Origin of the sequence: Vibrio campbellii CAIM 519 = NBRC 15631 = ATCC 25920 (assembly GCF_002163755.1) — a bacterium.
GTDB classification, from domain to species: Bacteria; Pseudomonadota; Gammaproteobacteria; order Enterobacterales; family Vibrionaceae; genus Vibrio; species Vibrio campbellii.
The window spans coordinates 1,015,478-1,039,384 of sequence record NZ_CP015864.1; the positions used below are offsets into that span (position 1 = coordinate 1,015,478).

General features: G+C 45.2%; 27 protein-coding genes and 1 pseudogene. 16 read left to right on the top strand and 12 right to left on the bottom strand.

Annotation, left to right across the window (positions count from 1 at the left end):
* Positions 1-90: 90 nt before the first annotated feature.
* From hutZ to hutW, 3 genes are all read right to left on the bottom strand, one after another.
* A complete protein-coding gene (hutZ, locus tag A8140_RS20600; protein ID WP_005433525.1) occupies positions 91-621 on the bottom strand; it encodes a heme utilization protein HutZ in 531 nt (176 codons plus the stop codon).
* 114 nt (positions 622-735) lie between these two features.
* Complete coding sequence (gene hutX, locus A8140_RS20605; protein WP_005529804.1) at positions 736-1,239, bottom strand: heme utilization cystosolic carrier protein HutX; 504 nt, start codon at positions 1,237-1,239, stop codon at positions 736-738.
* A 22-nt stretch (positions 1,240-1,261) separates the two neighbouring features.
* Positions 1,262-2,629, bottom strand: a complete 1,368-nt coding sequence (hutW, locus tag A8140_RS20610) for a heme anaerobic degradation radical SAM methyltransferase ChuW/HutW (RefSeq protein WP_005529802.1) — start codon at positions 2,627-2,629, stop codon at positions 1,262-1,264.
* A 166-nt stretch (positions 2,630-2,795) separates the two neighbouring features.
* Between hutW and A8140_RS20615 the strand changes: the two genes are divergently transcribed.
* The 6 genes from A8140_RS20615 to A8140_RS20640 are packed head-to-tail and all read left to right on the top strand — an operon-like array spanning position 2,796 to position 7,375.
* Positions 2,796-3,542 carry an energy transducer TonB gene (locus A8140_RS20615; RefSeq protein ID WP_169317550.1) on the top strand — a complete coding sequence of 249 codons (747 nt, stop codon included), beginning with the start codon at positions 2,796-2,798 and terminating at the stop codon, positions 3,540-3,542.
* Entirely contained in the window at positions 3,542-4,240 is a 699-nt protein-coding gene (locus tag A8140_RS20620) for a MotA/TolQ/ExbB proton channel family protein (RefSeq protein ID WP_005529797.1), read from the top strand. Before A8140_RS20615 ends, A8140_RS20620 begins: the two co-directional genes overlap by 1 nt.
* Positions 4,237-4,650 carry an ExbD/TolR family protein gene (locus tag A8140_RS20625; RefSeq protein ID WP_005529795.1) on the top strand — a complete coding sequence of 138 codons (414 nt, stop codon included), beginning with the start codon at positions 4,237-4,239 and terminating at the stop codon, positions 4,648-4,650. The genes A8140_RS20620 and A8140_RS20625 overlap by 4 nt, the downstream gene beginning before the upstream one ends.
* Before the next feature lie 26 nt (positions 4,651-4,676).
* Positions 4,677-5,546 carry a heme/hemin ABC transporter substrate-binding protein gene (locus A8140_RS20630; RefSeq protein WP_005529793.1) on the top strand — a complete coding sequence of 290 codons (870 nt, stop codon included), beginning with the start codon at positions 4,677-4,679 and terminating at the stop codon, positions 5,544-5,546.
* Positions 5,547-5,555: 9 nt separating this feature from the next.
* Entirely contained in the window at positions 5,556-6,593 is a 1,038-nt protein-coding gene (locus A8140_RS20635) for a FecCD family ABC transporter permease (RefSeq protein ID WP_005529791.1), read from the top strand.
* Positions 6,593-7,375 (top strand): heme ABC transporter ATP-binding protein, encoded by a 783-nt coding sequence (locus A8140_RS20640; protein WP_005529788.1) that lies wholly within the window; start codon positions 6,593-6,595, stop codon positions 7,373-7,375. The genes A8140_RS20635 and A8140_RS20640 overlap by 1 nt, the downstream gene beginning before the upstream one ends.
* A 99-nt stretch (positions 7,376-7,474) precedes the next feature.
* Here A8140_RS20640 and A8140_RS20645 read toward each other — a convergent pair whose 3' ends face one another.
* Positions 7,475-7,936 carry a TetR/AcrR family transcriptional regulator gene (locus tag A8140_RS20645; protein ID WP_005529786.1) on the bottom strand — a complete coding sequence of 154 codons (462 nt, stop codon included), beginning with the start codon at positions 7,934-7,936 and terminating at the stop codon, positions 7,475-7,477.
* 526 nt (positions 7,937-8,462) lie between these two features.
* Between A8140_RS20645 and A8140_RS20650 the strand changes: the two genes are divergently transcribed.
* A complete protein-coding gene (locus tag A8140_RS20650) occupies positions 8,463-8,762 on the top strand; it encodes a YfcZ/YiiS family protein (protein WP_005529784.1) in 300 nt (99 codons plus the stop codon).
* A gap of 89 nt (positions 8,763-8,851) precedes the next feature.
* Here the strand turns inward: A8140_RS20650 and A8140_RS20655 are convergent, their stop codons facing one another.
* A complete protein-coding gene (locus A8140_RS20655) occupies positions 8,852-9,124 on the bottom strand; it encodes a YnjH family protein (protein ID WP_005529782.1) in 273 nt (90 codons plus the stop codon).
* A 149-nt stretch (positions 9,125-9,273) separates the two neighbouring features.
* Here A8140_RS20655 and A8140_RS20660 point away from each other — a divergent pair, with 149 nt between their 5' ends.
* Positions 9,274-9,873, top strand: a complete 600-nt coding sequence (locus A8140_RS20660; RefSeq protein WP_032999971.1) for a hypothetical protein — start codon at positions 9,274-9,276, stop codon at positions 9,871-9,873.
* Positions 9,874-10,035: 162 nt separating this feature from the next.
* On the opposite strand, the gene A8140_RS20665 is transcribed toward A8140_RS20660, so the two are convergent.
* On the bottom strand, positions 10,036-11,142 hold the full coding sequence (locus A8140_RS20665; protein WP_005529778.1) for a 1-acyl-sn-glycerol-3-phosphate acyltransferase: 1,107 nt from the start codon (positions 11,140-11,142) through the stop codon (positions 10,036-10,038).
* 192 nt (positions 11,143-11,334) lie between these two features.
* Between A8140_RS20665 and A8140_RS20670 the strand changes: the two genes are divergently transcribed.
* The gene (locus tag A8140_RS20670) at positions 11,335-11,943 is read left to right on the top strand and encodes a cupin domain-containing protein (RefSeq protein WP_005529776.1); all 609 of its coding nucleotides are present in this window, start codon (positions 11,335-11,337) and stop codon (positions 11,941-11,943) included.
* A 63-nt stretch (positions 11,944-12,006) separates the two neighbouring features.
* Here A8140_RS20670 and A8140_RS20675 read toward each other — a convergent pair whose 3' ends face one another.
* Together A8140_RS20675 and A8140_RS20680 are read right to left on the bottom strand one after the other, a co-directional pair.
* Positions 12,007-12,489 carry a hypothetical protein gene (locus A8140_RS20675; protein WP_005529774.1) on the bottom strand — a complete coding sequence of 161 codons (483 nt, stop codon included), beginning with the start codon at positions 12,487-12,489 and terminating at the stop codon, positions 12,007-12,009.
* A gap of 26 nt (positions 12,490-12,515) precedes the next feature.
* Complete coding sequence (locus tag A8140_RS20680; protein WP_005529772.1) at positions 12,516-13,037, bottom strand: nicotinate-nicotinamide nucleotide adenylyltransferase; 522 nt, start codon at positions 13,035-13,037, stop codon at positions 12,516-12,518.
* A 210-nt stretch (positions 13,038-13,247) separates the two neighbouring features.
* Between A8140_RS20680 and nadE the strand changes: the two genes are divergently transcribed.
* Complete coding sequence (nadE, locus tag A8140_RS20685; RefSeq protein WP_005529770.1) at positions 13,248-14,078, top strand: ammonia-dependent NAD(+) synthetase; 831 nt, start codon at positions 13,248-13,250, stop codon at positions 14,076-14,078.
* A gap of 118 nt (positions 14,079-14,196) precedes the next feature.
* Here nadE and A8140_RS20690 read toward each other — a convergent pair whose 3' ends face one another.
* Positions 14,197-16,014: a hybrid-cluster NAD(P)-dependent oxidoreductase gene (locus A8140_RS20690; RefSeq protein ID WP_005529768.1), complete on the bottom strand. Its 1,818-nt coding sequence runs from the start codon at positions 16,012-16,014 to the stop codon at positions 14,197-14,199.
* Between the two features lie 287 nt (positions 16,015-16,301).
* Here A8140_RS20690 and A8140_RS20695 point away from each other — a divergent pair.
* Together A8140_RS20695 and pyrC are read left to right on the top strand one after the other, a co-directional pair.
* A pseudogene (locus A8140_RS20695) lies at positions 16,302-16,465 on the top strand (YqaE/Pmp3 family membrane protein).
* Between the two features lie 157 nt (positions 16,466-16,622).
* Positions 16,623-17,651 (top strand): dihydroorotase, encoded by a 1,029-nt coding sequence (gene pyrC / locus A8140_RS20700; protein WP_005529762.1) that lies wholly within the window; start codon positions 16,623-16,625, stop codon positions 17,649-17,651.
* 115 nt (positions 17,652-17,766) lie between these two features.
* Here pyrC and A8140_RS20705 read toward each other — a convergent pair whose 3' ends face one another.
* Positions 17,767-18,672 carry a DUF808 domain-containing protein gene (locus A8140_RS20705; protein WP_005529760.1) on the bottom strand — a complete coding sequence of 302 codons (906 nt, stop codon included), beginning with the start codon at positions 18,670-18,672 and terminating at the stop codon, positions 17,767-17,769.
* Between the two features lie 174 nt (positions 18,673-18,846).
* Here A8140_RS20705 and A8140_RS20710 point away from each other — a divergent pair, with 174 nt between their 5' ends.
* Complete coding sequence (locus tag A8140_RS20710; RefSeq protein WP_005529759.1) at positions 18,847-19,764, top strand: M14 family metallopeptidase; 918 nt, start codon at positions 18,847-18,849, stop codon at positions 19,762-19,764.
* On the opposite strand, the gene A8140_RS20715 is transcribed toward A8140_RS20710, so the two are convergent.
* The gene (locus A8140_RS20715) at positions 19,759-20,547 is read right to left on the bottom strand and encodes an AraC family transcriptional regulator (RefSeq protein WP_005529756.1); all 789 of its coding nucleotides are present in this window, start codon (positions 20,545-20,547) and stop codon (positions 19,759-19,761) included. The two genes, A8140_RS20710 and A8140_RS20715, sit on opposite strands and share 6 nt — an antisense overlap.
* A 98-nt stretch (positions 20,548-20,645) precedes the next feature.
* Between A8140_RS20715 and A8140_RS20720 the strand changes: the two genes are divergently transcribed.
* The 3 genes from A8140_RS20720 (at position 20,646) to A8140_RS20730 (ending at position 22,640) form a co-directional block, all read left to right on the top strand.
* On the top strand, positions 20,646-21,551 hold the full coding sequence (locus tag A8140_RS20720; protein WP_005529753.1) for a DMT family transporter: 906 nt from the start codon (positions 20,646-20,648) through the stop codon (positions 21,549-21,551).
* 166 nt (positions 21,552-21,717) lie between these two features.
* Positions 21,718-22,203: an acyl-CoA thioesterase gene (locus tag A8140_RS20725; RefSeq protein WP_005441158.1), complete on the top strand. Its 486-nt coding sequence runs from the start codon at positions 21,718-21,720 to the stop codon at positions 22,201-22,203.
* 191 nt (positions 22,204-22,394) lie between these two features.
* Complete coding sequence (locus A8140_RS20730; RefSeq protein WP_005529750.1) at positions 22,395-22,640, top strand: hypothetical protein; 246 nt, start codon at positions 22,395-22,397, stop codon at positions 22,638-22,640.
* A gap of 369 nt (positions 22,641-23,009) precedes the next feature.
* Here A8140_RS20730 and malG read toward each other — a convergent pair whose 3' ends face one another.
* The gene (gene malG, locus A8140_RS20735; protein WP_005529748.1) at positions 23,010-23,900 is read right to left on the bottom strand and encodes a maltose ABC transporter permease MalG; all 891 of its coding nucleotides are present in this window, start codon (positions 23,898-23,900) and stop codon (positions 23,010-23,012) included.
* Positions 23,901-23,907: the final 7 nt, after the last annotated feature.

Consider the following 23,907-nt stretch of genomic DNA (forward strand, 5'->3'; position numbering starts at 1 on the left):
GCTTTGGTTCAAATAAAAAAGGGAGTCAGTATAACCTAACTCCCTTTGGGCAATCACATCCCTTTGGACAAACATAAATTAGAAAGCCCGCTATGCGCTTTCGATTTTCTTGTGACCTTCTTGAAGGTGAACGAAATCAACCAGATCATCACCCGAAACTTGGTAAGCTTGACCAAAGCCTTTCACGAATAAACCTTGTTCTGCCTTCAAGTTGAACAGTACAAAGTCTTCCAGTTGGCTCAGGCCATCGATGATTTCGCCAAAACGATCTTTCATTTGACCAACCACTTGTTGCCACATCTCTGTATCACGCTCAACAACCGTTGCAACAGCATCAAACGTTAGACGCTTACGGGCGAACAACTGCTTCGACGAATCTTCGTCTTCAATCATCATCAAAGATACGTTCGGATTCTCTAGTAGGTTACGTGCGTGACGAGCGATCTGAGAAATAAGAACGAAGTAACCTTCCTGGTTTTGAACGTACGGCGCGTAGCTGACATTTGGACGGCCTTCCGCATCAACGGTTGCCAATTGAATGGTACGACGCTCCTGACGAAACTCTTTAATTTCTGGTCCTAGACGACCTTGTAAACGCTCTTGTTTAACTTGCTGATCCATTTTGATACCTAACTTTACTTGTATGTTATTCCGAGTTATAACCCAGTTATTCTTTAACAAAACGACACTGCTCTAACGGATTCGCGTTAAATGCAGCGTCATGTTGATGCGAGACTACTTTTTCAGCTCTACTTGCATTGCACGGAAGGCCGTTACTTGATCTTCAATCAGTTCACGTTTTTCGTTACGGCCTAGATAAATCTTGAAGATATTGCTGCCGCATTCAGAGAAGAAGCCAAAGTAGTGGCTCTCACGCCCTCTAAATGGCTTACTCACTAGCGCTACGTTTCTCACGTTATCAAGTTTCAAGTGACCGTGAAGCTCACCTTCTCTGCCCATCAGGTTGTAGTAACCATGCGCAATTTTACCTTTCGGGAACGGTGCTTTTACTTCAAAGATAGAACCAAAAGAGTGAACAATAGTCGTTACAGGGCCAAAGCCAACAAGACCTTCTAAAATGCTCTGAGCTTGCTCACCCGGAGCAACTGCAACCATCTCTTGAGGGAGTGCAGCTACCACTTCAAACTCTGATACACCAAGACGTTCTGCCATGCCAGCAGGTAATAGTTGTGGCTCTTGCTCTAGTAGAGTTTCGACCTGTTGCTTGATTGATTCCATTGTTTTTTCCATTTCTTTCAGATTAATTATTAGATACTTTTGGTACGTTTTCGTTCATTTCAGAAGTCAGTACCTGAATACATGCCTGAGCCAGAGACACCGCCCAGAAGCTACCTGCTAACGTCAGTACTAAACTGCGCTCTTGTAGCTCAACTAAGCCCTTGTCATGCCAAACTTTGAATAGTGACATCAGGAAACTGAAGGTGTCTTCGCCCATAAATGCTGGGAGTTTGCTTGCTTGAACAATGCCTCGATCAAAACCCGACTTCAGCGCTGAGAATAGCGGCTCAAGTGGGCTTTGCTTCATCATCATTGCGATGGTGCTCTGCCCTTCATTTACAGCTTTAACGTAAGTGTCTAGCGTGCGGTGCAGCATCATGCCGTAACCACCTATGTTACCGCCCGCACCACAACCGACAGGCAATACTTCTGCATAGGTCTTCGCTAGGCTGTTGTATAAGCTGCGTTCACGGTTATCGATCGCCCAGTGGTTCACGCTAAGCTGCTTCATGTGGTGCTTAGCCATGAATTTCACGCCCAGTTCGTACATGCCCGCTTTTTCTGGCGTAGTGGCAGGTGGTGGAATCTTGCCCTTCTCTACTAGGTTCAGCATTGGGGCTGTTCCGCCAACAACCAGTTGGTATAGATCCAAACCGTGCGCGCCAGTGGACATAAAGTCGTTTAAGTCTTGTTCGAGCACTTCTTTGGTTTGGTAAGGCAAGCCGTAAAGCAGGTCGATAATGACGGGAATTTTGTCCTCTTTGGCAAGTTCACTGACACGGTTCAATACATCTTCACGTTCGTCCAGACGCTTAGCACTGCGACGGACTTGGGTATTGAAACTTTGCACACCAAAGGAGAAGCGGTTAAAGCCACCGTCTAGCGCTCCCTGATACAACTCGTCAGTAAAGCGATTAATGCGTCCTTCAAGGGTAATTTCGCAGTCCGCAGCCAAAGGGAAATAGTCGTGAATAGTCTGGCCAAGAATACGAATCTGCTCAGGAGATAAATCGGTTGGCGTGCCACCACCAATATAAACCGCATGGAAGATGCCACTTTGTGTCCAAGGCATTGCCGCCTTCTCTCTCAACTCTTTCATCAGAGCATCAAAGTACTCATCGACTAACTTACGGCTGGCAGCGTTTTGGAAGAAGTTACAGAAAGTACAACGTACACGGCAGAACGGCACATGAATATACAGACAGCGTTTGTTGTTCTTTGCTGCTTCTGAAGTGATCCGCGACAGAATGTCATCTTGTTGCGGCGGTGGTACAGGTATGCTGCTACCACCCGCGTGCGCAGAGTGTTTTTTCACAAACGCAAAACGCAGCGGATCGGGGCTATCACTTCCAAGAATTGATTCGTCAAATTTATAAATCTCGACGCTCATATTTACTCACTTAAAGCCCACCACATAAAGGTTTGAGGCTCATTTCAAAAAAACTGCAAAGATCATAATTTGCACGTAATGATAATGCAATTGATAATTGATCTTATTTCCTTTTCGAGTAATAATCTTCCCAGTTGATAATGATTCCTACTACCGAGATTTACCCGTGAACGTAAAAAGATATGCCATTGCCGGAGGCGCCTCTCTCGTGGTGCACGCTGCGCTTCTTTTTGTCTCCCAAGAGACAAAGGTGTTTGCAATGCCTGCAGGTAATCCTACTAGCTCGGTAAGCCTTAATTTAGTCTCGGCTCCCAAATCAGTCCAAGCTGAACCGACGCCACAAGAAGTAGTAGAAGAAAAACAACCAGAGCTACAAAAAAAACCTCAACCAAAGCCAGAGCCTAAGCCGGTTAAAAAGGTCGTAGAAAAGCCGGTCGTAAAGAAAGAAGCAGTTAAAAAGAAGCCGGTTGAAACGAAACCCAAGCCAGTTAAAAAAGCTCAACCACCAAAGCCAGTTGCGAAAAAAGATCCGCAACCCAAAGAAAAAGTGACCGAAAAAGTCGTGCAGGAACCAGTTCAACAGCAACAAGCGGCACCTGCGAATCAATCAAAAGGGGCCAGCGCACAGCCCGTCATGATTGATAAACCGGCTTTTGTCTCCCAGCCAGTTCAGCCACGTTACCCACGTTCAGCTCGCAAACGCGGTATTGAGGGGGTCGCTCTCTATGAAGTGTGGCTAGATGCAAACGGCAACCAGATTAAACAAGTGCTAATTGAATCTTCAGGCGCACAGATGCTTGATGTTTCTGCACTACGAGCCATCAAACAATGGCAATTCTCTCCTCATATTTCTGGTGGGCAAAAAGTTGCTCACCGAGTTCAAATCCCAGTTCGTTTTAAGTTGGATGGATAATGGAACAGCTACAACATTTACAAACCCAATTTGGTCTTATGACTTGGCCTTTAATTATTTGCTCTGCACTTACAGTCATGATCATTGCGGAAAGACTCTTTCAAGTATTCATTAGCTTAGGCGTGGGGAAGCGTGCCATTCGTCAGAAGCTGACCAATCTTGATCCAACCAAAAATAAAGATATTGAAGCGCTAGCGGACGAGCTTTCAGGCAAACGCCCTTTACTCTATCGCGGTGTCGCTATGTTGCTCGCTCACCACTCTTTTTCTAAGTCATTACGTGAGGATGCCGCTGGCATTTGGCTTCAAGAAAAGCGTCATCAGTTGCACTCAGGCCTTCGCCTACTAACGTTGATTGGCGTGATCAGCCCTCTGATTGGTCTGTTAGGAACAGTACTTGGCCTAATTGACATGTTTAAAGGCATTGCCTCTTCCACAGGCAACATCACACCAAACGATTTGGCTGATGGTCTGGGCCTTGCGATGCGTACAACGGCAGCAGGTTTGATCATTGCATTACCTGCCATTTCTGGCGCGCAACTTCTTGGCCTTTGGGCTGATCGTGTGATCGCTAAGCTTGAGCACACGCTCAACTATGTGAACCTTTGGCTTGAAGGCATTTCTCTGCAACACGTTTCTCCAGAAAGCCACAAAGAAATCGCGACTGTGGCAAATCATGTTGAAGCGAGAAACTCATGATTAAGGGTCCGCAAGATAATCACAGTCACGGTTTAACGCCAGACTTAACCCCGCTGCTCGATATCATTTTCATCGTGATGGTGTTTTTGATGCTCACTGCGGCGGTGAAGTTAGATTCCCTCGACGTGAACCTACCCAGTACCGATTCACAAGCGGTAGCTGAGGTGGACAAAGAGTCGATTACAGTAAACATCCTCAAAGAAGAACCGCACTGGGCAATCAACGGTAAGGCGTACATCAATTGGGAAAACTTTACGCTGGCTCTATTAGAAGAGAGCAAATCAACTGACAAGCCTATCGTGATTGGCGCGGAAAAAACCGCCGATATTCAATCGCTGGTTAAGCTTCTTGGCTTTTTACAAGAAAACGGAATTCAAGCGACTCAACTACTCACTGAAGAGTCGCAATAGAAGAACACAAGATTGAGAATACACAAATGAAAAACACTATTTCGCCCATTCGTGCCGCATTGGCTACAGCTATAACTATGCTTGCCAGTGCGAGTCTGTTTGCCAACGAAGCCCCATTACCTGAGCGTGTTGTCAGTGCGGGCAGTGCTGTGACTGAACTGCTGATTGCTCTTGATGCACAAGACAGCCTTGTCGCCGTAGACGTAACAAGCCAACTACCAGATGGAATGGAGCTGCCAAAAGTTGGTTACCACCGCAGTCTGTCTGCTGAAGGTCTACTAGGATTAAGCCCAACTAAATTGATTGGTTCGGATGAGATGGGACCAAACACCACGCTAGAGCAATTGAAATCTGCGGGCATTGATGTCGAGGTCGTCAACACACAAGCAAACGTGGAAGGTTTGGTTGACCGTATCGACCAAATTGGGGCCATAATGCATCGTGAAACTCAAGCTACAACACTAAAAACAGAAGTTAGAGCGCAAGTGGAAGCACTTGAAAGCAACCAACCTACGAAAGCTAACAAGAAAAAGGTACTTTTCCTACTGATTCACGAAGGTCGCCCAGCAAACGTCGCGGGATCTGAAACTACGCCCAATGCAATCATTCAGTTAGCGGGTGGTGAAAACCCAGCAGCGAGTAAACTCTCTTCATACAAACCGCTATCTACAGAAGCAATGGTTGAGATGCAGCCAGATGTGATTCTTGTGAGTGGCCGTAGCTACCAAACCATGGGTGGGGCGGACGCTATTTTGAAAGCGATGCCTCTGCTTGCCGCAACACCTGCTGGCATAAACAAAAGGTTCGTAACAATCGATGGTCATGCGCTGGTTGGCGGCTTAGGGCTTAAAAGCCTGTCTGAAGCGAAGCGTTTGAATGAGCTGCTTTACCCATAGAGAGATTCAATGCTGTTAAGACGAGTTCCTTTATCTACCATCCTACTGGCATTATCTGGCGTTCTAGCCTTTGTAGCAGTAGCATCTATTACGGTAGGTCCGATGAATATTAGCTTCGCAGACAGCCTTCGAAGCTTGACGGGGTCTGGTTCAGACCTTGCTCCTAATATTCTGTTAGTCATCAATGAAATCCGCCTTCCACGCACCATTCTTTGTATGTTTATCGGTGCGATCCTCGCTATCTGTGGTGTCGTGATGCAGGGGTTGTTCCGAAACCCTCTTGCCGAACCAGGCATCATCGGCGTTTCCGCTGGTGCAGCCCTTGGTGGCGCTTTTGCCATTGTTGTATTTGCCGACTTTAGCCAAAACTATCCGACACTCATGAACTTGGCGGCGCTACCATTCTTCGCTTTCTTGGGTGGTGCTTTTACAACCGTATTGGTTTACTGGCTAGGAACAAACAAGTTTGGTACTTCAGTAACCATCATGCTACTGGCTGGTGTCGCTATCAGTGCACTATCTGGCGCTGCTATTGGTTTTATGAATTTTATTGCTGACGACCAAATGCTGCGTGACTTAACGCTTTGGTCGATGGGCTCGTTAGCAGGCGCGAACTGGTCAGGGATTGCTTTAGCAGCCGTGATACTGGTACTACTGATGTTCTGGTTCCAGAGAAAAGCCATGTCACTAAACGCATTGCTCTTAGGTGAGTCAGAAGCTAAGCATCTTGGCGTTCCCGTTCAAAAGCTTAAACGACAACTTATCCTTTTATCGGCAGTGGGTGTCGGTATAACGGTAAGTATTAGCGGTGCGATTGGCTTTATCGGCCTAGTGATACCTCACTTAGGTCGCATGCTTGCTGGTCCTGACCATCGTTCACTGCTTCCTATCTCAGCACTGATGGGCGCATTGCTTCTTACTGCGGCAGATATGTTTGCTCGCAAAGTGGTGGCTCCTGCAGAACTTCCTGTCGGTATTGTCACCGCTCTGATAGGCGCACCGTTCTTTATCTACTTACTGTTCCAACAAAAAGGGAAGATTCTGTAATGAACGACATCGTTTTGTCTGGCAGAAATATCTCAATGAGGTACGGAAGCCGAGTGGTACTAGACAACGTCAGTATTGATATTCGTGCAGGAGAAGTGACTGCGTTATTGGGTCCAAATGGCGCAGGTAAAAGTACGCTTCTCAAGATACTGTGTGGCGAAATTCCTTCTCGTAATGACATCCAGTTCTTTGGTAAGCAGAAAAACGATTGGGAGCCAGCTGAGAGTGCCAAACACGTTGCGATGTTGCCTCAGCACAGCACTCTGACTTTCCCATTCTTAGCGAAAGAGGTGGTCGAGTTGGGCGCTATTCCTCTCTCTATCAGTCACAAAGAAACGTCTGAGTTAGCGCTCCACTATATGGCACAAACTGATGTACTGCATTTGGCCGATAATCTCTATCCTGCCCTCTCTGGTGGTGAGAAACAGCGTTTACACTTAGCTCGTGTACTAACACAGTTACATCAATCAGGTGATAGAAAGATTCTAATGTTGGATGAGCCAACGTCTGCACTGGATTTAGCCCACCAGCACAATACACTAAAAATCGCTCGTGAGGCCGCAAAAGAGAATAATGCAGCGGTGGTCATTGTACTGCACGATCTAAACTTAGCCTCGCAATATGCAGACCGTTTAGTGTTGCTGCATGATGGTAAGCTCGTTTGTGATGACACGCCATGGAATGCGCTAACCCCAGAACGCATTGAGCAGGTTTATGGCTATAACTCTATCGTAACCAAACATCCTACTCTGGACTTCCCACAAGTCCACGCGGCGGCATAGAAAGAGCACTCACTTTCTGACTCGCGTAGCTAAGTTTAACCCAAAGTTAGACACAAACAAAAAGCCCCGCATTGATTGCGGGGCTTTCTTGTTCTAGTGTTATTTGCTCATTTGGATTAACGAACGACCAATCAACCACTCTAACTCTTTGTCGCTACCAGCACCAAATTGACTCTCAGCCATTTTGTACAAACGGTCAATACCATTTGCAGCAAACTCATGTGCACTTTCTGAAGTGACAATATGGTGGAACAACAAACGCAAAATCGCTAGGAACTCAGTATCTTCTAAGGCTTTGACCCAGCTCTTCGAAAACGCGTCCAAACCTTTGTCAAATTCTAGGTGTTCAACGAACATTTTGAAGATACGACCGTCTAGCGCGGCGGTAAAATCCGTTTTCTTAGGAAAATGGTGGCTAATACCTGTACGCGATACACCAGTCTGTTGACTTAACGTGGTGTAAGACATTTTGTCATAACCAAGTCTTAGAAGCTGATCAACAACGGCATCCATGATCTTCTGGATAGTGATTTCGGTATCTTCTTTACTACGCTTTGGCATATTTTAAGCTCTTCTCTTTGTAAATCCATCTAACTCACATTTAATGAGGCCAGAATGAAATCATCCTCAGAATTATGTACTGTATGTCCTTGACATGAAAATTAAGGCAGCAATCATAACTAAACCGCACTGCGTAACGTGCAATTTACAGTGGTATTTATGTCAATACTGATGAACCAAAATATGGCGAAAAGTCCACTCCATCAAAACCTTACGCCATTTTATCCATCCAAACTATTTACAGACTAAGAATGATAATTATGTAAAAATAATTAATCCGGAAATAGTCTTATAAATTAACCACTAGTTCAACTAACCTGACAAAAATCTCACGAATATCTAGGTTAATTGATTTTAAATATTGATACATATCACACTAATTTTATTAAGGAAGTTCTAATAAATTTAATTAACCCCTCATTAACAACATAACATACCGTGCCTTTTTTATCCAAAATCATTCATTTTTGTAGATAGAGATCAAATACCTGATAGAATACCCACAGTATTTACAAGAGGATTCGTTATGAGTGTCGAATTAGAACAAAACCAAGTATGTGAAGCTTGCGGATGCGCTGGTGAAATGGGTTTTATCATCAAAGAAGGTGACGATGTTGCCGACGTAACGATTTTCGCAGAGACTAAAGCAGCACTAGAAGCTGAGTTGGCGAAATACATCGAAATGGCAACAGCAGTAAGTGCCAGCGTTGAATACAACGTTTCTGAACTAACAGAAGAATCGAAAGAGCTAACAGCTCGATTCAAGTTTGAAGTAAGTGCTGAAAAGCTAATCTTTGAACTTAAGACTCGCTCTCTAGCGCGTTAATCACAACATTTCATCGGTAGGTCTATATTTTACCGTTAGATAGGTAAAGCGAGCACACGGCTCGCTTTTTTGATCTCTGATGAACCGGTCTATTTCTGGTCCTGTTGAAACACAACCCACTTCAGTGAACCGTTGGTTTCAAAATCATTCTCATCAGTACACATCAGTAGTACACCCTCAACATTCAGCACAGAGCCTGTTGTGTATGCTTTGTCATCGTAGTAACAAACACGCTGCCCTAGTTTACCATCTGCAACGACTAACGCTTTGGTATCTGGCGTGCTGTAAGATTTCGCCATTACTACGCTTGAAAACACCAACGCTGCACTTGCTGCCAAAAATGATATCGATTTTAAGTTCATGAATATTTCCCTCAATCAAGACCTCATAACTTAACAAAGAAGCATCGCAAGTTCTTGGCAGCATCTCATATTCTTGTTAAGTGACGATGTAGCGGCTAACGGCGCTTTACGTTATCCTTTTCCAGACTTTATCAACGGTTGTAATGGTTATGCGCATTCTCCCCTTCTTACTCGCTCTGACAACGTTTTCTAGTACCACTACTGCCTATGAGCTTGATTACTACGCCAAGTTTGGTCATACCGACAACTACGGCAATATCGACCTACGGAATAAACCCTATACGACCATCCCTGATGGCTTAGTCGTTAAAGGCAACCTCAATATTTCCCAGACGCCGATAACCAAACTTCCAAAAGGGCTTGACGTACAAGGCAGCCTTGAGGCCACCAACAGCGCGCTTAAAACGGTAAGACCTGGCATTAAAATTAAAGGCTATGCGAACTTACTCGGCAGTAAAATTGAGCGCTGGCCACGCGGTGTCAAGCTGGGTGGCTACTTGAACCTCACGGATACGCCGTTAACGAGCTTGCCAGCGAAACTGAGAGTAAAAGGCGACTTGAGCGTTATCCGTACGCCGCTAACGGAGCTACCTGAAGGTTTAGTGGTGGATGGTAACCTCTATATCGGAGGTTCAAAGCTAACGACATTTCCCGATACCATGACAGTGAGAGGCAATATTTTCTTAGGGGGAAATAAAGTGACAAAGTGGCCAACAAACTTGACCTTAGGTGGTGCTGTTGCACCGTAGAGAGGGATGTTTCCAAAAACGCTTAAGTCAATGAAAGGAAGAAGGTCTAATGAGAGGAACGAGTTCAGAATCTAACAATAACACGCCTGAGATAGATTCCGTTTGAGCCTCGTTCCTCGCAATTTAATGTCCATTACCTTTCAAGCAATGGACATGACAAGATTACTCTTGATTGTTTACTGGATTAGCATAGCTAGCTACTAAGTAGCTGTGCGCGCCAGTCGGCAGTTTTTCAAGCTTCTCTTGTAACTGAGATTTTACTGATTCAGTGATCGACTCATCTTCACGACCTGCGGCAAGCAAGTTGATTGGGAATACTCGGTAGTTATTGTGAATTTGACGGTCGATTTCGTTCGCGAGTTCATCCGGCGTCTCGAACTCTTGGTCGATCACATCACCAAAGGCAACATGCACTTTGCCTTTGTAACCCACGATGCCTTGAATGATGCTTTCAATGTCTTCAAACTCGCCTTTCTCATAGCGGCCATTCTCTGCCTTTTCATACAGTTCTTTGGCTTTTGCTATGTCACAAGGGTCATTTTGGTAAGAGATAGACACTGGCACAATCTTCAATGAGCGAGTGTATTCGCCAAAGCTGACTTTTTGCTTACGGCCTTCCACATGGAACATCTTCAAGATGGCTGGATCAGTAAAATCATTACCGTCTTTCGCACGGCCTTCTTTTTGCGCAATCCAGATTGAGTTGCCTGTGTCTAGAGAGTGCTTGATGTAGCCAGACAATAAACCCAACGCTTTCATCATTTCACGCGGTGCTTTAGCAGAACGTTTTACAATGAAGCTCTTGTTGAGTCGCATTAGCTCAGTCGCACAAGGTTTCTTCAGCAGGTTATCACCAATTGCAATACGCACAGTACGATGATCTGTTTGGTGTAAACCGTAGTTCACAAGCGCTGGATCCATCGCGATATCACGGTGGTTAGAAACAAATAAGTAAGATGTGTTCTTATCCAATTTATCTAGGCCAGAAAATGTCACGCCGTCGGTGGTTCGATTTAGCGTATCTTGCAGGTACTTCTTAACCTCTAGCTGAATCGCTTCCACAGAATCCAGTTTACTCCACTTCGCTTTCAAGTAGACACGGATAATCGGACTCATGAGTGTTTTGAACCACGCCGCTTTGTCTGCAAAACGGTGGTTTAAAATCGCACTGATAAACTCATCGTCTTTGATCAGGCGGTCCAGCGCAGCTGGGATTTCTTCGTCATTGTATGGACGAATTTCAATATAAGGATCGTTATTGGCTGTCATTATTCAATTCATTTCAAAAAAAGCTGGCACATTTTACGCATTGTTTTGCCAACCCGCAGCATTTTAGACCATACTTTTAACATGGTCATACCAGTAGCATTACAATTTCTATTCACAAAAAAATCTGTTATCCGGTTGGCAATTTAGGGGTTTAGCGTTACCCTTAGCGCCCCAAAAACTCTGGTATTCACAATGAACTACGCAACTGAATTTCACGACGCTAATTACCCTTTTCTTAATGTTGCTGCGCGTAAAAAGGCGCTAAAACACAGCTTACTATCAGTAGTGGAAGGTTTGGCGATCATTAAATTGGGTAAACATGAGTATGCCATTGAACCGGGTCAACACTTCTGGATTCCTCAGGGATGTTTGAGCTCCCTCACCTTTTTACCTAACACACGAGTGACTCGCTGTGACTTTTCTGTGCGCTTAGCTGACGCATTCGCTCAACAAGCAGGCTATGTGAAACCATCAGCGTTATTGTCAGCGCTTATTGAGAAATTGGTAATGACAAAAGCACGAAGCGAACATCAATTGGACTTGCTGGCAGTGGTTAAGCATGAAGTGCTGACTCTAAAGCCAATGCTGACTGGTTCAGCGCTAACCGACTCAATCAACAAATGGAAACCAGGTTGTGATTCGCAAGTTTCTATCGAGCTTTGCTTGGTTCTGACGCTAAGAGAAGCGCGTAAAATGAAGTTATCTGGTAAGAAGCAATCCGATATCGTGGCTAAGTTGTTCAACAACAATGAAGAAGAATACGAGCAACTGTGTTTCTTAGTGTTTGGGGAAGCACTGTAAATACAGCATACATAGAACGAAAAAAGGACGCACTCATGTGCGTCCTTTTTGTTTTGATTCGGCTTAAAACGGAACTTCGATTTGCATCATCCAGTCAGCGTCGTAGTATTCATGCCAACGGTAATCAAAGCGCATTCTAGGTTCACCATCGTGCTTATCGCCAAAGCCCACACTGAACATCAAACCATGACTTTTTAACCACTCTTCGGTGCTCATATTAGTTTCTTCATCACGTAGCTCTTCTGGCATCCAAAGCCCAAGACCAAAGTAGTTTTTTTCTAGGTTTTGAGTGAGTATCGGCGTGTCTTCCGAGCGAATAGCCCATTGATCCCAGTAACTTTCTTTAGGGCCTTCAATCGACTTTTCAGCAATATACCAGTTAAGTGTGTCCATGCTAAGAACACCTAAGCTATCAAAAACATCTTCACAAACTGTCATGGTATTATCGGCAAATACGACGGAACGATCAGACAAATAGCTACAAGCGGAACTAGCCTGTGTAGTCACAAGCAGCGCACACGCACTAAATACCACAATTCTGACCATGAAAACCTGACCTCTTCGTTTTCAGATTACGATTTTTTATATAAGCCTTCGCTTATCAACATTTTATTAACCGTTGGGGTCGTGAATGCGCTGATGTCTTTGCCCTCTACCAACGCAATGCGAATGTCCGTGCTTCTGATGTTGACTTTTTCTGGACAAGCCATCACAGCCCAACGCTCCATAATTTCTTCCGCTCTATAAAATTTAGCAAATTTGAAAAAATTATCAGGACCTATGACAAAAGTTATATCGGCTTGGGTGTGGATTTCTTGAATTTTTTCTAATAACGCAAAAGTCGTTACACTTTGTCCGGGTTGGTACAAAGCTTGCTCAAGGTCTGAACGTTGAACATTAGAAAGCCCCATGTCTTTAATAAAGGCATCAACCAGTTTGCACCGAATTGGGTAATCCAACATATTTTTGCCCCAAGCGTGTGCAATGCTTGGCTCTAGAAGCACGAGATCAAAGTGGCTCAGTGACTCGATCACGCTTTTGTGACCTAAGCTCGGCGGGTTAAATGCGCTACCAAAAACGGCGATTTTTTTCATATCCGGTGATTACCTGGTTGAAGAGAGTTTTCTAATCCGATGAATTCGGTATGATACTACTAATCTTTAGATCTTTTTGACACCAATGCGACGTTTATGGACTCCAATTGGGCGGTTTCTCACCACTTGGTGAACGATAAACGTCGTAAGCAGTATGAATCTAGTAATACTGATTAGTGTCGAACCTATTTGCAGGCAAAGGAACCCTAAATGGAACAATCAATCCGCGATGAAATGCGAGTACGCCCTTCTATCGACCCGCATTTCGAAATTGAACGCCGCGTCGCTTTTATCAAGCGTAAATTACAAGATTCTGGCTGTAGGTCTCTTGTCCTTGGTATCAGTGGAGGCGTTGACTCAACAACGTGTGGTCGCTTAGCTCAATTGGCTGTAGACCAACTAAATGAAGAATCTGACGACAATGGCTATCAGTTTATCGCCGTTCGCTTGCCTTACGGTGAGCAAAAGGATGAAGACGAAGCCCAACTTGCTCTTGATTTTATCCAACCAACGCATTCCGTATCGGTAAACATCAAAGCAGGTGTGGATGGTCTTCATGCTGCTTCTCACGTTGCATTGGAAGATAAGGATCTTCTGCCAACTGACGCAGCAAAAGTTGACTTCGTGAAAGGCAATGTAAAAGCACGTGCTCGCATGGTAGCGCAATACGAAATCGCTGGTTATGTTGGTGGGCTCGTTCTTGGTACTGACCACTCAGCAGAGAACATCACAGGTTTCTACACCAAATTTGGTGATGGCGCGTGCGATATGGCACCACTGTTTGGCTTGAGCAAACGTCAAGTCCGCGAAGTTGCGGCAACGCTAGGTGCGCCTGAATTGCTTGTGAAAAAAGTGCCAACGGCAGACTTAGAAGAGCTTGCTCCACAAAAAGCAGACGAAGATGCGCTAAGCCTGACTTACGAGCAAATCGATGACTTCCTAGAAGGTAAGCCTGTATCGCAAGAAGTGAGCGATCGTTTAGTAGCTATCTACAAAATGACTCAGCACAAGCGTCAGCCGATCCCAACGATCTACGACTAAAACGCGATTGTGCGCATGAGTGTTCCCTCTCTGAGCCCGCTCTAAGATAGAAAAAACGCCGCTAAGTTAGCGGCGTTTTTGTTTGCTGGTCATGAGCAGCGATTACTATTTATGGTAGTTAATCTGTTAGCATCACGTCCGTTTGTGGAATAGCACAACACGCGAGCACTGTACCCATTGCACGTTCTTCTGCGCTTAATGCAGGTACATCCGGATGATCAACCTGCCCAGACTCTAATTGAACCTTACAAGCACCACATAAGCCCGCACGACAACTGTTCGTGATGCTCTTGCCAGCATTCTCGACTTGCTCCAGCAATGTTTGTTGGTTGTTACCCGCCAACTTCAAGCCGTTGAATTCAATCTCAACACTTTTCTCAGGCTTGGTCGTCGCAACCGCAACGCCAAAAGCTTCTTGGTGGTAGTTATCTTCAGGTAACCCTTTCTTCAGCAGAAGGTTTTTCGCTTTCTGCATAAAACCATCAGGGCCACAAACGAACACTTGGCGTTGTTCAACATCTTTGATCTGTTTGATATGGGATAAGCTAATACGCCCTTTCAGGCCAAACCAGTCCACCGCAGGCTGAGTTAAGCAAATCTTCACATCTAAGCCCGGATGTTGGCGTTTTAGTTCGTTTAACTCATCTTTACACGGGATATCAATCTCGCTACTGCACTGATGGTAGAACACCACGTCATCGAGTTGGTTGTGATCCGCCAAGTAGCGAACCATCGATAGCATTGGCGTTACACCGCTACCAGCAGACAGCAAGAGTAGAGGCTGAACAGAGTGCTCTTTTAGATGAAATTGTCCATCTGGCGTTTCCGCTTCCAATACATCCCCTACTTGCAGGTTATCCAGTAACGCGTTAGATACACGACCACCAGAAACACGCTTAACGGAAATCGCGTAACGACCTGGACGAGATGGACTAGAAGAAAGCGTATAACGACGCCCAACTTTCTTACCGTCGAAATTCACTTCAATAGGCAAATGCTGCCCCGGCAAGTATGTTGGTAACTGACCTTTATTCGGCTCAAGCCATAAGGTGACGAAGTCGCGCGCAATCTCTTCTCGCTCGACACAGGTGAGCGACATGCGATTAGGAGAGTTATCTGGATAGAATTCAGCTTCTTTGTATTCCAGCACTTCTACCTTGTCTCCCTGACGAATAATGCCTTCATTAAGGGCAACAAGGTTTTGGCCGAAGAACACACCACCACGTTCATTAGCACGGAACTCTTGCAGTGTTTTCAACGGTTCTTTGCTTTCGCGGAAAGTGCCACGTTGAGTATTAACGGTGGTTAGAATGCAACGCTCACAAGGTTTCACTGATTCAAATTCGACTTCACCAATGCGAATGCGCTTCCATGAATCTTCTTCAAATGGCTTGGTATCGGACACCACAAGGTTGGTTCTAAACTGGTCCATCGAGTGCTGTTCAGGGCTTCTGCGATTTAGCTCTTCCAGTGACGCCTCACTGATCACAAGCATCGGATAGCCATCAGCAAAGCTAACGTTGTGGCCCAACTTCTCTCTTACACGATTTGATTGTTCACCAGTAAAAAGCAACTCAACGCGAAGGCCTAATACTTTGCTAAACCAATCATCTGCTTCGTCAGTTGTGGTGTATGCAGTAAAACTGTCTTTCCAAACCGTCGCGGGTGCTTCCTGCATTTTGAAATCTTGATAACGGATCTTTAATGGCTCTTCCCCAAGGCTGGTAAACACCACACCATCTGGCAATAACGCTGATTTGATGGTCACCATTTGGGGGAATTTACGTGCCGTCACCATTGAGCCGTCTGACGTCGCAATCATAAATCGACGATCAAAACTTAATCCTTGTTTTTCAACCCAAGCGGAAGACAGCTCGACGCCTCCTACGGATTTGACTGGAAAAACATTAATTTGGGATAAAACTGATTGCGACATAACGGACTTCCTACAGGTTCTTTTTAATTGTTCTACTATCATATCTCCATAAGCTTGGTGACCCAAGTATCTCGAGGTTACTCGGGGGTAAAACTCCGATTTACACGCGATATATTCATAAGGGATTCATTATTGAGCTCTAAGATATGTGTCAGTACGTCGCATTTTATGAATAACGTCCCATAAATTTGCACATTGTTGACGAAATTAGAATTGCCAATAGGTGACATTAAGCACATAAGACGCCAACCTTTTGACACTAAAATAATCTATCAGGAGCATAGACCATAGATACTTACAAACTGATTTAATTCTACTTTGTATCTTTCTTCCACCAGTGTCGGTTTACATGGAAAAAGGTCTAGAGAAAGACTTCTTTATCAACCTAATCCTGACGTTTTTCTTCTTCCTACCAGGCACAATTCACGCGCTTTGGTTAACGATGAAGTAACCAGCCAAACTCCTATCGTAAAGAAATGTGAAAAATGGGATGAAATGGAAGAGCAATTCCACTATCATCCTGTCGCCTAAGCGCAAGCGTTTGCTCTTGAGGTAAATGCAGCAGCGTTTAGGCTCCAAACATAACTTTTAAATGGTGGGAGCAATTAATGACAACACTGACTATTACTCGTCCTGACGATTGGCACGTTCACTTACGCGATGGTGAAGTTCTAAAAGATACCGTTCGCGATATTAGCCGTTACAACGGTCGTGCACTGATCATGCCGAACACCGTCCCACCAGTGACCAATACCGAAATGGCGCTAGCCTACCGTGATCGAATCCTTGCTGAGCAACACGGCGAGCAATTCGAGCCTCTTATGGCGCTGTACCTAACAGACAACACTACACCAGACGAAATCCGCAAAGCGAAAGCAACAGGAAAAATTGTTGCAGCAAAGCTTTATCCTGCGGGCGCAACCACCAACTCTGATTCTGGCGTAACCGACGCAAAGAACATCTACCACGTTTTTGAAGCGATGGAAGAAGTTGGCATGCTGCTTTTGGTTCATGGCGAAGTGACCCACAACCACGTTGATATTTTTGATCGTGAGAAGGAATTCCTAGACACTGTTCTGGCTCCTATCGTTAACGACTTCCCCAACCTAAAAATCGTTCTTGAGCACATCACGACTTCGGATGCGGCTAATTTCGTAAATAACGCTTCTGACAATGTTGCAGCAACGATTACCGCTCACCACCTGCTGTTCAACCGTAATCACATGCTAGTCGGTGGTATTAAGCCACACTTCTACTGCCTACCAATCCTTAAGCGCAATACCCACCAACAAGCGCTTATCGAAGCAGCAACAAGCGGTAGCAAGAAGTTTTTCCTAGGCACGGATTCAGCGCCACACGCAAAAGGCGCAAAAGAGTCGGCTTGTGGTTGTGCAGGCTCTTACACAGCACACGCAGCGCTAGAACTTTATGCAGAAGTTTTTGAGAATGAAGGCAAGCTAGAAAATCTAGAAGCATTCGCCAGTTTGAATGGCCCTGATTTTTACGGTATCGCTCGTAACACGGATACTGTGACGCTAGAAAAAGCATCTTGGGATGTACCAGAAACAATGCCGTTTGGTAGCGACATCGTTGTGCCAATCCGTGCAAATGAAAAGATTGAGTGGGAAGTGAAGTAAACACACTCACAAAATGAAAAAGGGTCATGCCACCATATTCGATATGGAAAGGCATGACCCTTTTCTTTTGGCTCCTATAAAGCCTTATGTCTGCTGTCTTACGTAGGAAGAGTAGCTATTTACCACGTACCTTCTCTACCGCAGTCCAAGCTGCAACCACAACTAGACCCGCGATAACACCAATCACGCCGTTAAGCAGTGTTGGCACGATCGCTGTCGCAATCGTATGTCCACGGAAGTCCATAATGATTGGTTCAATCAGGTGATGAATCGCAGGTACGCTATGCACGACAATACCGCCACCAACCAAGAACATGGCCGCAGTACCGACAATCGCAAGCATCTTCATCAGCTTCGGAGCAAATGCCACTAGCGCACCACCCAACTTCGCTTTCAGACCTTCACCATTTGATGTGCGCTCAAGATAAAAACCCAAGTCATCAAGCTTAACGATACCTGCAACCAAGCCGTAAACACCGATAGTCATCAGTACTGCGATTAAACTCACCACGAGAATTTGCGTTACGATGCTTGAGCCTGTCACCGTACCCAAAGCAATCACGATGATTTCTGCAGAGAGGATAAAGTCAGTACGAATCGCACCAGCCACTTTTCTCTTCTCGTACTCTTCGGCCGATTCACCAGTATTAACTTGCTCTTCTTTTTCTTCATGTTGGTGTGAATGAGGGAAGAGTTTTTCCAAGATCTTTTCTGCACCTTCAAAGCAGAGGAACAGACCACCAATTAAGAGTAACGGCATGATCAGCCAAGGAATAAAAGCACTGATCAACAACGCCGACGGCACCAGAATCAGCTTATTCTTAAATGATCCTTTTGCTACCGCCCAAACCACAGGAATTTCACGCTCTGACGCTACACCAGAGACCTGTTGCGCGTTTAGTGCTAAGTCATCACCTAGTACACCAGCGGTTTTTTTCGCTGCCATCTTAGACATCAATGCAACATCATCCAATACCGCTGCAATGTCATCCAACAGTGTTAGTAAACTTGCTCCAGCCATTTATCTGTCTCTTTTATGGAATTGAATAAGTAACAGAATGTAACACCATTAAATCACTCAGCAAAGTTATGATTTTGCAAAGAATAAAGTCACAAATTGTGTTTTCTGTTGCCGTGGCTTTGAGAGGGGACTAGTCTTGTCTTATCTTTCAAGCACTCAAAAGAAAAAGTATAGATGAAAAGCGGATACACTTACCCAATCGGTACCCCAGGTCAGCCTTGGGGCGAAGCAGAACGTAAAGCTTGGTGCGAACAACGTGACGTAAAACGTAGCTACCAAGATGAAGTTGTAACGAAAATTGATGCTCTTCGCGAACGTTTCGATGTTGAGCAATACGGCGCGCTTTCATACGACGAAGCACGCTTCCCTCTATTTTGCATCAAAACGCGTAACTGGGATGCAACAAAGCCTGTTGTTTTGGTAACTGGCGGCGTACACGGCTACGAGACAAGTGGCGTACACGGCGCGTTGAAGTTTGTTGATACGCAGGCAGAGTGTTATGCAGAACACTTCAATATTGTGGTTGCGCCATGTGTGAGCCCTTGGGGCTATGAAGTGATTAACCGCTGGAACCCAAATGCGATTGATCCAAACCGCTCTTTCTATGCAGACAGCCCAGCAGAAGAGTCAGCAAACTTGATCAAGCTAGTTGCAACGCTAGGTGATGTTCTAATGCACATCGACCTTCACGAAACCACCGATTCTGACGAGACGGAATTCCGTCCTGCACTTGCAGCGCGTGATGGTCTTGAATACATCGAAGGCATGATCCCAGATGGTTTCTACACGGTGGGCGATACAGAAAACCCGCAACCTGAGTTCCAAAAAGCAGTCATCGAGTCAGTAGCGAAAGTAACGCACATTGCACCTGCTGACGATAAAGGCGAAATCATTGGCTCGCCAGTGGTGCAATTTGGCGTAATTAACTACCCAATGGTGAAACTGGGTCTGTGTGGCGGCGTAACCAACTGCACTTACGGCACCACTACGGAAGTTTACCCAGACAGCCCGAAAGTGACTGATGAAGAGTGTAACGACGCTCAAGTTGCCGCAGTTGTAGGTGGTTTAGACTACGTGCTCGCTCAGCTATAACAAGCGATTCTTATATTGCTCCGGTGTAATACCGGAGTATTTCTTAAACATGGCAATAAACGGACTGGCTTGGTTGTAACCCAACGTTAACGCTACCTCTTTTACTGTTTGCCCCTTCCTTAACAACTCCATCGAATGCAGGTAACGCACCCGTAATCGCCACTCGGTAAAACTCATTCCCAATTCACTTTGACAATGGCGAGCTAAAGTACGCTCGGTGGTATGAACCTTCTCCGCCCATTCTCCTAAGCTGATTTCGTCAGTTGGGGCTTCTTCAACAGCTTTTAAGATTGGCTCTAAGTACTTATTGTCTGTAGTTGGCAAAAAGTGATGCTCGACTTCCTGTTTGGCTAACTGATCCAGCAAGACTTGAACGAGGCGCTTGTCCTCTTCGCTCTTAGCAACATTAATATCGCGCTGGCGAAAATCTTCCACAATCGCAGAAACAATGGGCGTCACTTTGATCAAGCTCGTTTTGGATGGAAAGTGTTGAGTCAACTCTGGGTCGATGTTTAAAGAGCAGTACTCCAGAGGTTTACGGTTGTAACTGGTGTGTCGTATGCCAGCAGGCACCCAGATCGCAAGATGCGGAGGCGCTAAGAAACGCGTGTCTTCCGCATCCATCTCTAGTATGCCGCCACTGATCAGTTGAACCTGCCCCCATGCATGGCTATGTATACGAGTTTCCGTGTTCGACAGAAAGGCTTCGAAATTCATAAATACATCTGATGGTGCTCTATCGATTGATAATGATGGATGAAGATTCCTTGTGCTCTTTTTCAAATTTGTCTTCCTATCGCTTACGATGTCTTTCCAGAGATACATTTCATTATAAAGACCTGTCAGACTAGCGCCATTAATTATTCTGCGATGAGGTTCTCATGGTTTATTTGCTTCCGTTTTTTACTGTCATGATTTGGGGTGGAAATTCCATCGTAAATAAAATGGCAGCAAGTGCCATCGAACCAAGTGCCATGAGCTTCTATCGTTGGTTTGTCGCTATGGTGCTTCTGACGCCATTTTGCTTACCAGCGGTTATCAAACAGCGCCATGTGATTCGCCCATACTTGGCTAAGTTAGCGTTCCTTGCGCTACTGGGCATGGTACTAAACCAATCACTCGGCTATTACGCGGGTCTTACGACGACCGCTTCTAACATGGCACTGATTACCTCTCTCGTCCCATTGATCAGTGTTTTCTTGAGTGTGCCTTTATTGGGTAAGTCGATTTCCATGCTGAGCGTGGCAGGTGGCGTGATTTCATTAGGCGGTTTGGCGTTTATGCTGGGTCACGGTGACATCACCTACTTCCTACATCAAGACATGACGCAAGGCGACAGTCTGATGCTGTTAGCTGCCCTTTGTTACGCGATTTACTGTGTGCTACTAAAACGCTGGAAAATGCCTTTCAGCAGCATGACCTTGGTCTATATGCAGGGCTTTTTCTCGCTGGTTATGCTAACTCCCTTGTGGTTGAGCAGCGATCAACTTCTACCAAGCCAAAGTGCGCTGCCATTGATTGCTTATGCGGGCATTGCTGCCTCTATCTTCGCGCCTTTAATGTGGGTGAAAGCGATTGATTTGATTGGTGCAGATTCAAGTGCCATGTTCATGAACCTGATGCCGGTGGTTTCTGTAGCGTTAGCCTCAAGCATGCTGGGGGAAGAGGTACATGTTTACCACATCATTGGCGGCATGCTGGTTATCTCTGGCGTTATCTTGTCGCAAATTAAGATCCGCAAGAAGGTTCAATCACCAAGCCCGGAACTGCCACCAGCGACATCTTAATTCAATCTCATAAGCCACGGCACCCACCGTGGCTTTTTTGTGCCCCATATCTTTTGCTGCTAGCACTGACAAAAAAGTTAATATTTTGTTGCACTCCCTATTCCAGTATCGATTTCTTGCTGATACATTGGATCTAATAGCAACGACAATAACAAAGGAATGACAGATGAGCAGTGGTCAAAGAGACATAACCCTTCGTTTTCTTGCTGAACCAGGAGACGTTAACTTCGGCGGTAAAGTACACGGTGGTGCCGTGATGAAATGGATCGACTTAGCCGCCTACGCGTGCAGCGCAGCTTGGAGTGGTAAGTATTGTATTACCGCATATGCAGGAGGTATTCGCTTTGTTGCGCCAATTCATGTCGGAAATCTAGTCGAAGTCAGTGCTAAGGTCATCTACACCGGACGCAGCTCAATGCACATCGCCATTGATGTACAAGCAAGCGATCCTAAAGAGCTAAAGAACCGTCTAACAACGCATTGCATCGTAATTATGGTTGCGGTCGATGAAGATGGAAAACCGACCGACGTTCCAAAATGGATCCCAGAATCAGATGAAGACAAAGCACTGGAACAGTCGGCTATTCGCTTGATGAACATGCGTAAACAAATTGGCGAAGAGATGGAAGCACACGTCAAATATCTCAAATAGCTCAAACAATTCAAATAACCTGCCCCTCCCCAAGGCCCCAAACTGATCATCAAGTAATCGTTTGCTCTATATGTGTGAAGTAATGTCATGGTTCTGTCATTCAATTCACACTAGGTTCAAATTGTCATAAATCTTTCACTTTGATTTGATTAAATCCACGCACAATTTTCGTGTTGGATAGAGTTTGGATCTTGAGATTAAAAGAGACCACGTTAAGTGAAAATACATTGACCAATTTGAAAGCGGTCGAATATCAATGGGTACGCACTATGTATGTGGAAGGTTATAACGAAGAGGAAATTAACCACTACATTCAAACCTGTTTTGGTGGTGATACCACATTTGCCGATCTTTTCCGACGCGTCGCATTACAACAAGAGAGTTTATACACACTGCTTCAATATGTAGGCTGTGCACCTTCAAGCCGAGAGTTTTAGCCTCCCCCTTTAGTTACGCCATTTATTCTTTCAAATAACCCTACACTAATTATGTGAAGTGATACGCACGGCATTCTGCCGATGCTGTGTAATCCATTGCAAACTGGTTAGTCTGTATACGCAATAAGAAAACGCAGTGAATCTGTAGGTATAAAAAAACCTGAGTCTAGACTCAGGTTATGGTTACAAGAAACTGTTAGTGATTAAAGCGTAAGGAACTAAGCTAACAGCCAGCTATGCGTAACGCCAAAATAGCCTGATATTACTGATCGGCGGCCAAACCAAAATTGTAATATCGATGCTAAATATAAGGGCGACCATATGGTCGCCCTTTTCTAGTTATTCTTTTCTCTCAGAGACCAACTGAGATTATCCTTTCACACCACCAGCCGTCAGACCACCGACTAACCAACGCTGTGCAAGTAAGAATACAATCGTAATTGGTAGTGCAGACAATACTGCTGCAGCTGCGAAGTCACCCCACAGATAGTTCTGAGGATATAGGTACTGCTGCATACCAACTGCTAATGTGTAGGAGTTTACATCAGAAAGCAGTAGAGATGCTACCGGTACCTCACCAACAACGCCGATAAATGACAAGATGAACACTACAGCTAGGATTGGCACTGATAGTGGAAGCAGTACTAAACGGAACGCTTGCCACGGTGTTGCACCGTCCAGTGCTGCCGCTTCTTCTAGCGAGTTGTCAATCGTCTCGAAGTAACCTTTAATCGTCCATACGTGTAGTGCGATACCACCTAAGTAGGAGAAAATCAGACCGCCGTGGGTGTTCAAACCTAGGAAAGGAATGTACTGGCCTAGTTTGTCAAACAATGCGTAAAGCGCCACAAGAGCAAGTACTGCTGGGAACATCTGGAAGATCATCATCGCTTTAAGGATAGTGTTCTTACCCTTGAAGCGTAGGCGAGCAAATGCGTAAGCCGATGTTGTAGACAATGCCACGATAAGAATGGAAGTGATACCTGCTACCTTTACCGAGTTCCATAGCCAAGTAAGAACTGGGAATGGAGGCGGTGTTACAGAACCGTCTGCGTTTGTTACCGAGAAGCCCAGTGCAAGCTTCCAGTGTTCTAGCGATGGGTTGTCTGGGATCAGACTACCTGTTGCAAAGTTACCCTCACGGAATGAGATCGCAATGATCATCAACAGTGGGAAAATAATCAGTGACAGGAAAGCCCAAAGAGAAATATGGGTCGCCCATACACGGTACTTTAAAGATTTACCTTGTACTATAGCCATGGTCGTT

Coding starts and splice junctions, on each gene's coding strand:
- A8140_RS20660 (WP_032999971.1), top strand. CDS start 9,274: ATGCGCATTCTCCCCTTCTTACTCGCTCTGACAACGTTTTCTAGTACC.
- nadE (WP_005529770.1), top strand. CDS start 13,248: ATGGAACAATCAATCCGCGATGAAATGCGAGTACGCCCTTCTATCGAC.
- malG (WP_005529748.1), bottom strand. CDS start 23,900: ATGGCTATAGTACAAGGTAAATCTTTAAAGTACCGTGTATGGGCGACC.
- hutZ (WP_005433525.1), bottom strand. CDS start 621: ATGGATCAGCAAGTTAAACAAGAGCGTTTACAAGGTCGTCTAGGACCA.
- A8140_RS20640 (WP_005529788.1), top strand. CDS start 6,593: ATGAACGACATCGTTTTGTCTGGCAGAAATATCTCAATGAGGTACGGA.
- A8140_RS20690 (WP_005529768.1), bottom strand. CDS start 16,014: ATGTCGCAATCAGTTTTATCCCAAATTAATGTTTTTCCAGTCAAATCC.
- A8140_RS20710 (WP_005529759.1), top strand. CDS start 18,847: ATGAAAAGCGGATACACTTACCCAATCGGTACCCCAGGTCAGCCTTGG.
- A8140_RS20680 (WP_005529772.1), bottom strand. CDS start 13,037: ATGAAAAAAATCGCCGTTTTTGGTAGCGCATTTAACCCGCCGAGCTTA.
- A8140_RS20650 (WP_005529784.1), top strand. CDS start 8,463: ATGAGTGTCGAATTAGAACAAAACCAAGTATGTGAAGCTTGCGGATGC.
- pyrC (WP_005529762.1), top strand. CDS start 16,623: ATGACAACACTGACTATTACTCGTCCTGACGATTGGCACGTTCACTTA.
- A8140_RS20720 (WP_005529753.1), top strand. CDS start 20,646: ATGGTTTATTTGCTTCCGTTTTTTACTGTCATGATTTGGGGTGGAAAT.
- A8140_RS20625 (WP_005529795.1), top strand. CDS start 4,237: ATGATTAAGGGTCCGCAAGATAATCACAGTCACGGTTTAACGCCAGAC.
- A8140_RS20620 (WP_005529797.1), top strand. CDS start 3,542: ATGGAACAGCTACAACATTTACAAACCCAATTTGGTCTTATGACTTGG.
- A8140_RS20635 (WP_005529791.1), top strand. CDS start 5,556: ATGCTGTTAAGACGAGTTCCTTTATCTACCATCCTACTGGCATTATCT.
- A8140_RS20665 (WP_005529778.1), bottom strand. CDS start 11,142: ATGACAGCCAATAACGATCCTTATATTGAAATTCGTCCATACAATGAC.
- A8140_RS20675 (WP_005529774.1), bottom strand. CDS start 12,489: ATGGTCAGAATTGTGGTATTTAGTGCGTGTGCGCTGCTTGTGACTACA.
- hutX (WP_005529804.1), bottom strand. CDS start 1,239: ATGGAATCAATCAAGCAACAGGTCGAAACTCTACTAGAGCAAGAGCCA.
- A8140_RS20670 (WP_005529776.1), top strand. CDS start 11,335: ATGAACTACGCAACTGAATTTCACGACGCTAATTACCCTTTTCTTAAT.
- hutW (WP_005529802.1), bottom strand. CDS start 2,629: ATGAGCGTCGAGATTTATAAATTTGACGAATCAATTCTTGGAAGTGAT.
- A8140_RS20655 (WP_005529782.1), bottom strand. CDS start 9,124: ATGAACTTAAAATCGATATCATTTTTGGCAGCAAGTGCAGCGTTGGTG.
- A8140_RS20725 (WP_005441158.1), top strand. CDS start 21,718: ATGAGCAGTGGTCAAAGAGACATAACCCTTCGTTTTCTTGCTGAACCA.
- A8140_RS20705 (WP_005529760.1), bottom strand. CDS start 18,672: ATGGCTGGAGCAAGTTTACTAACACTGTTGGATGACATTGCAGCGGTA.
- A8140_RS20630 (WP_005529793.1), top strand. CDS start 4,677: ATGAAAAACACTATTTCGCCCATTCGTGCCGCATTGGCTACAGCTATA.
- A8140_RS20645 (WP_005529786.1), bottom strand. CDS start 7,936: ATGCCAAAGCGTAGTAAAGAAGATACCGAAATCACTATCCAGAAGATC.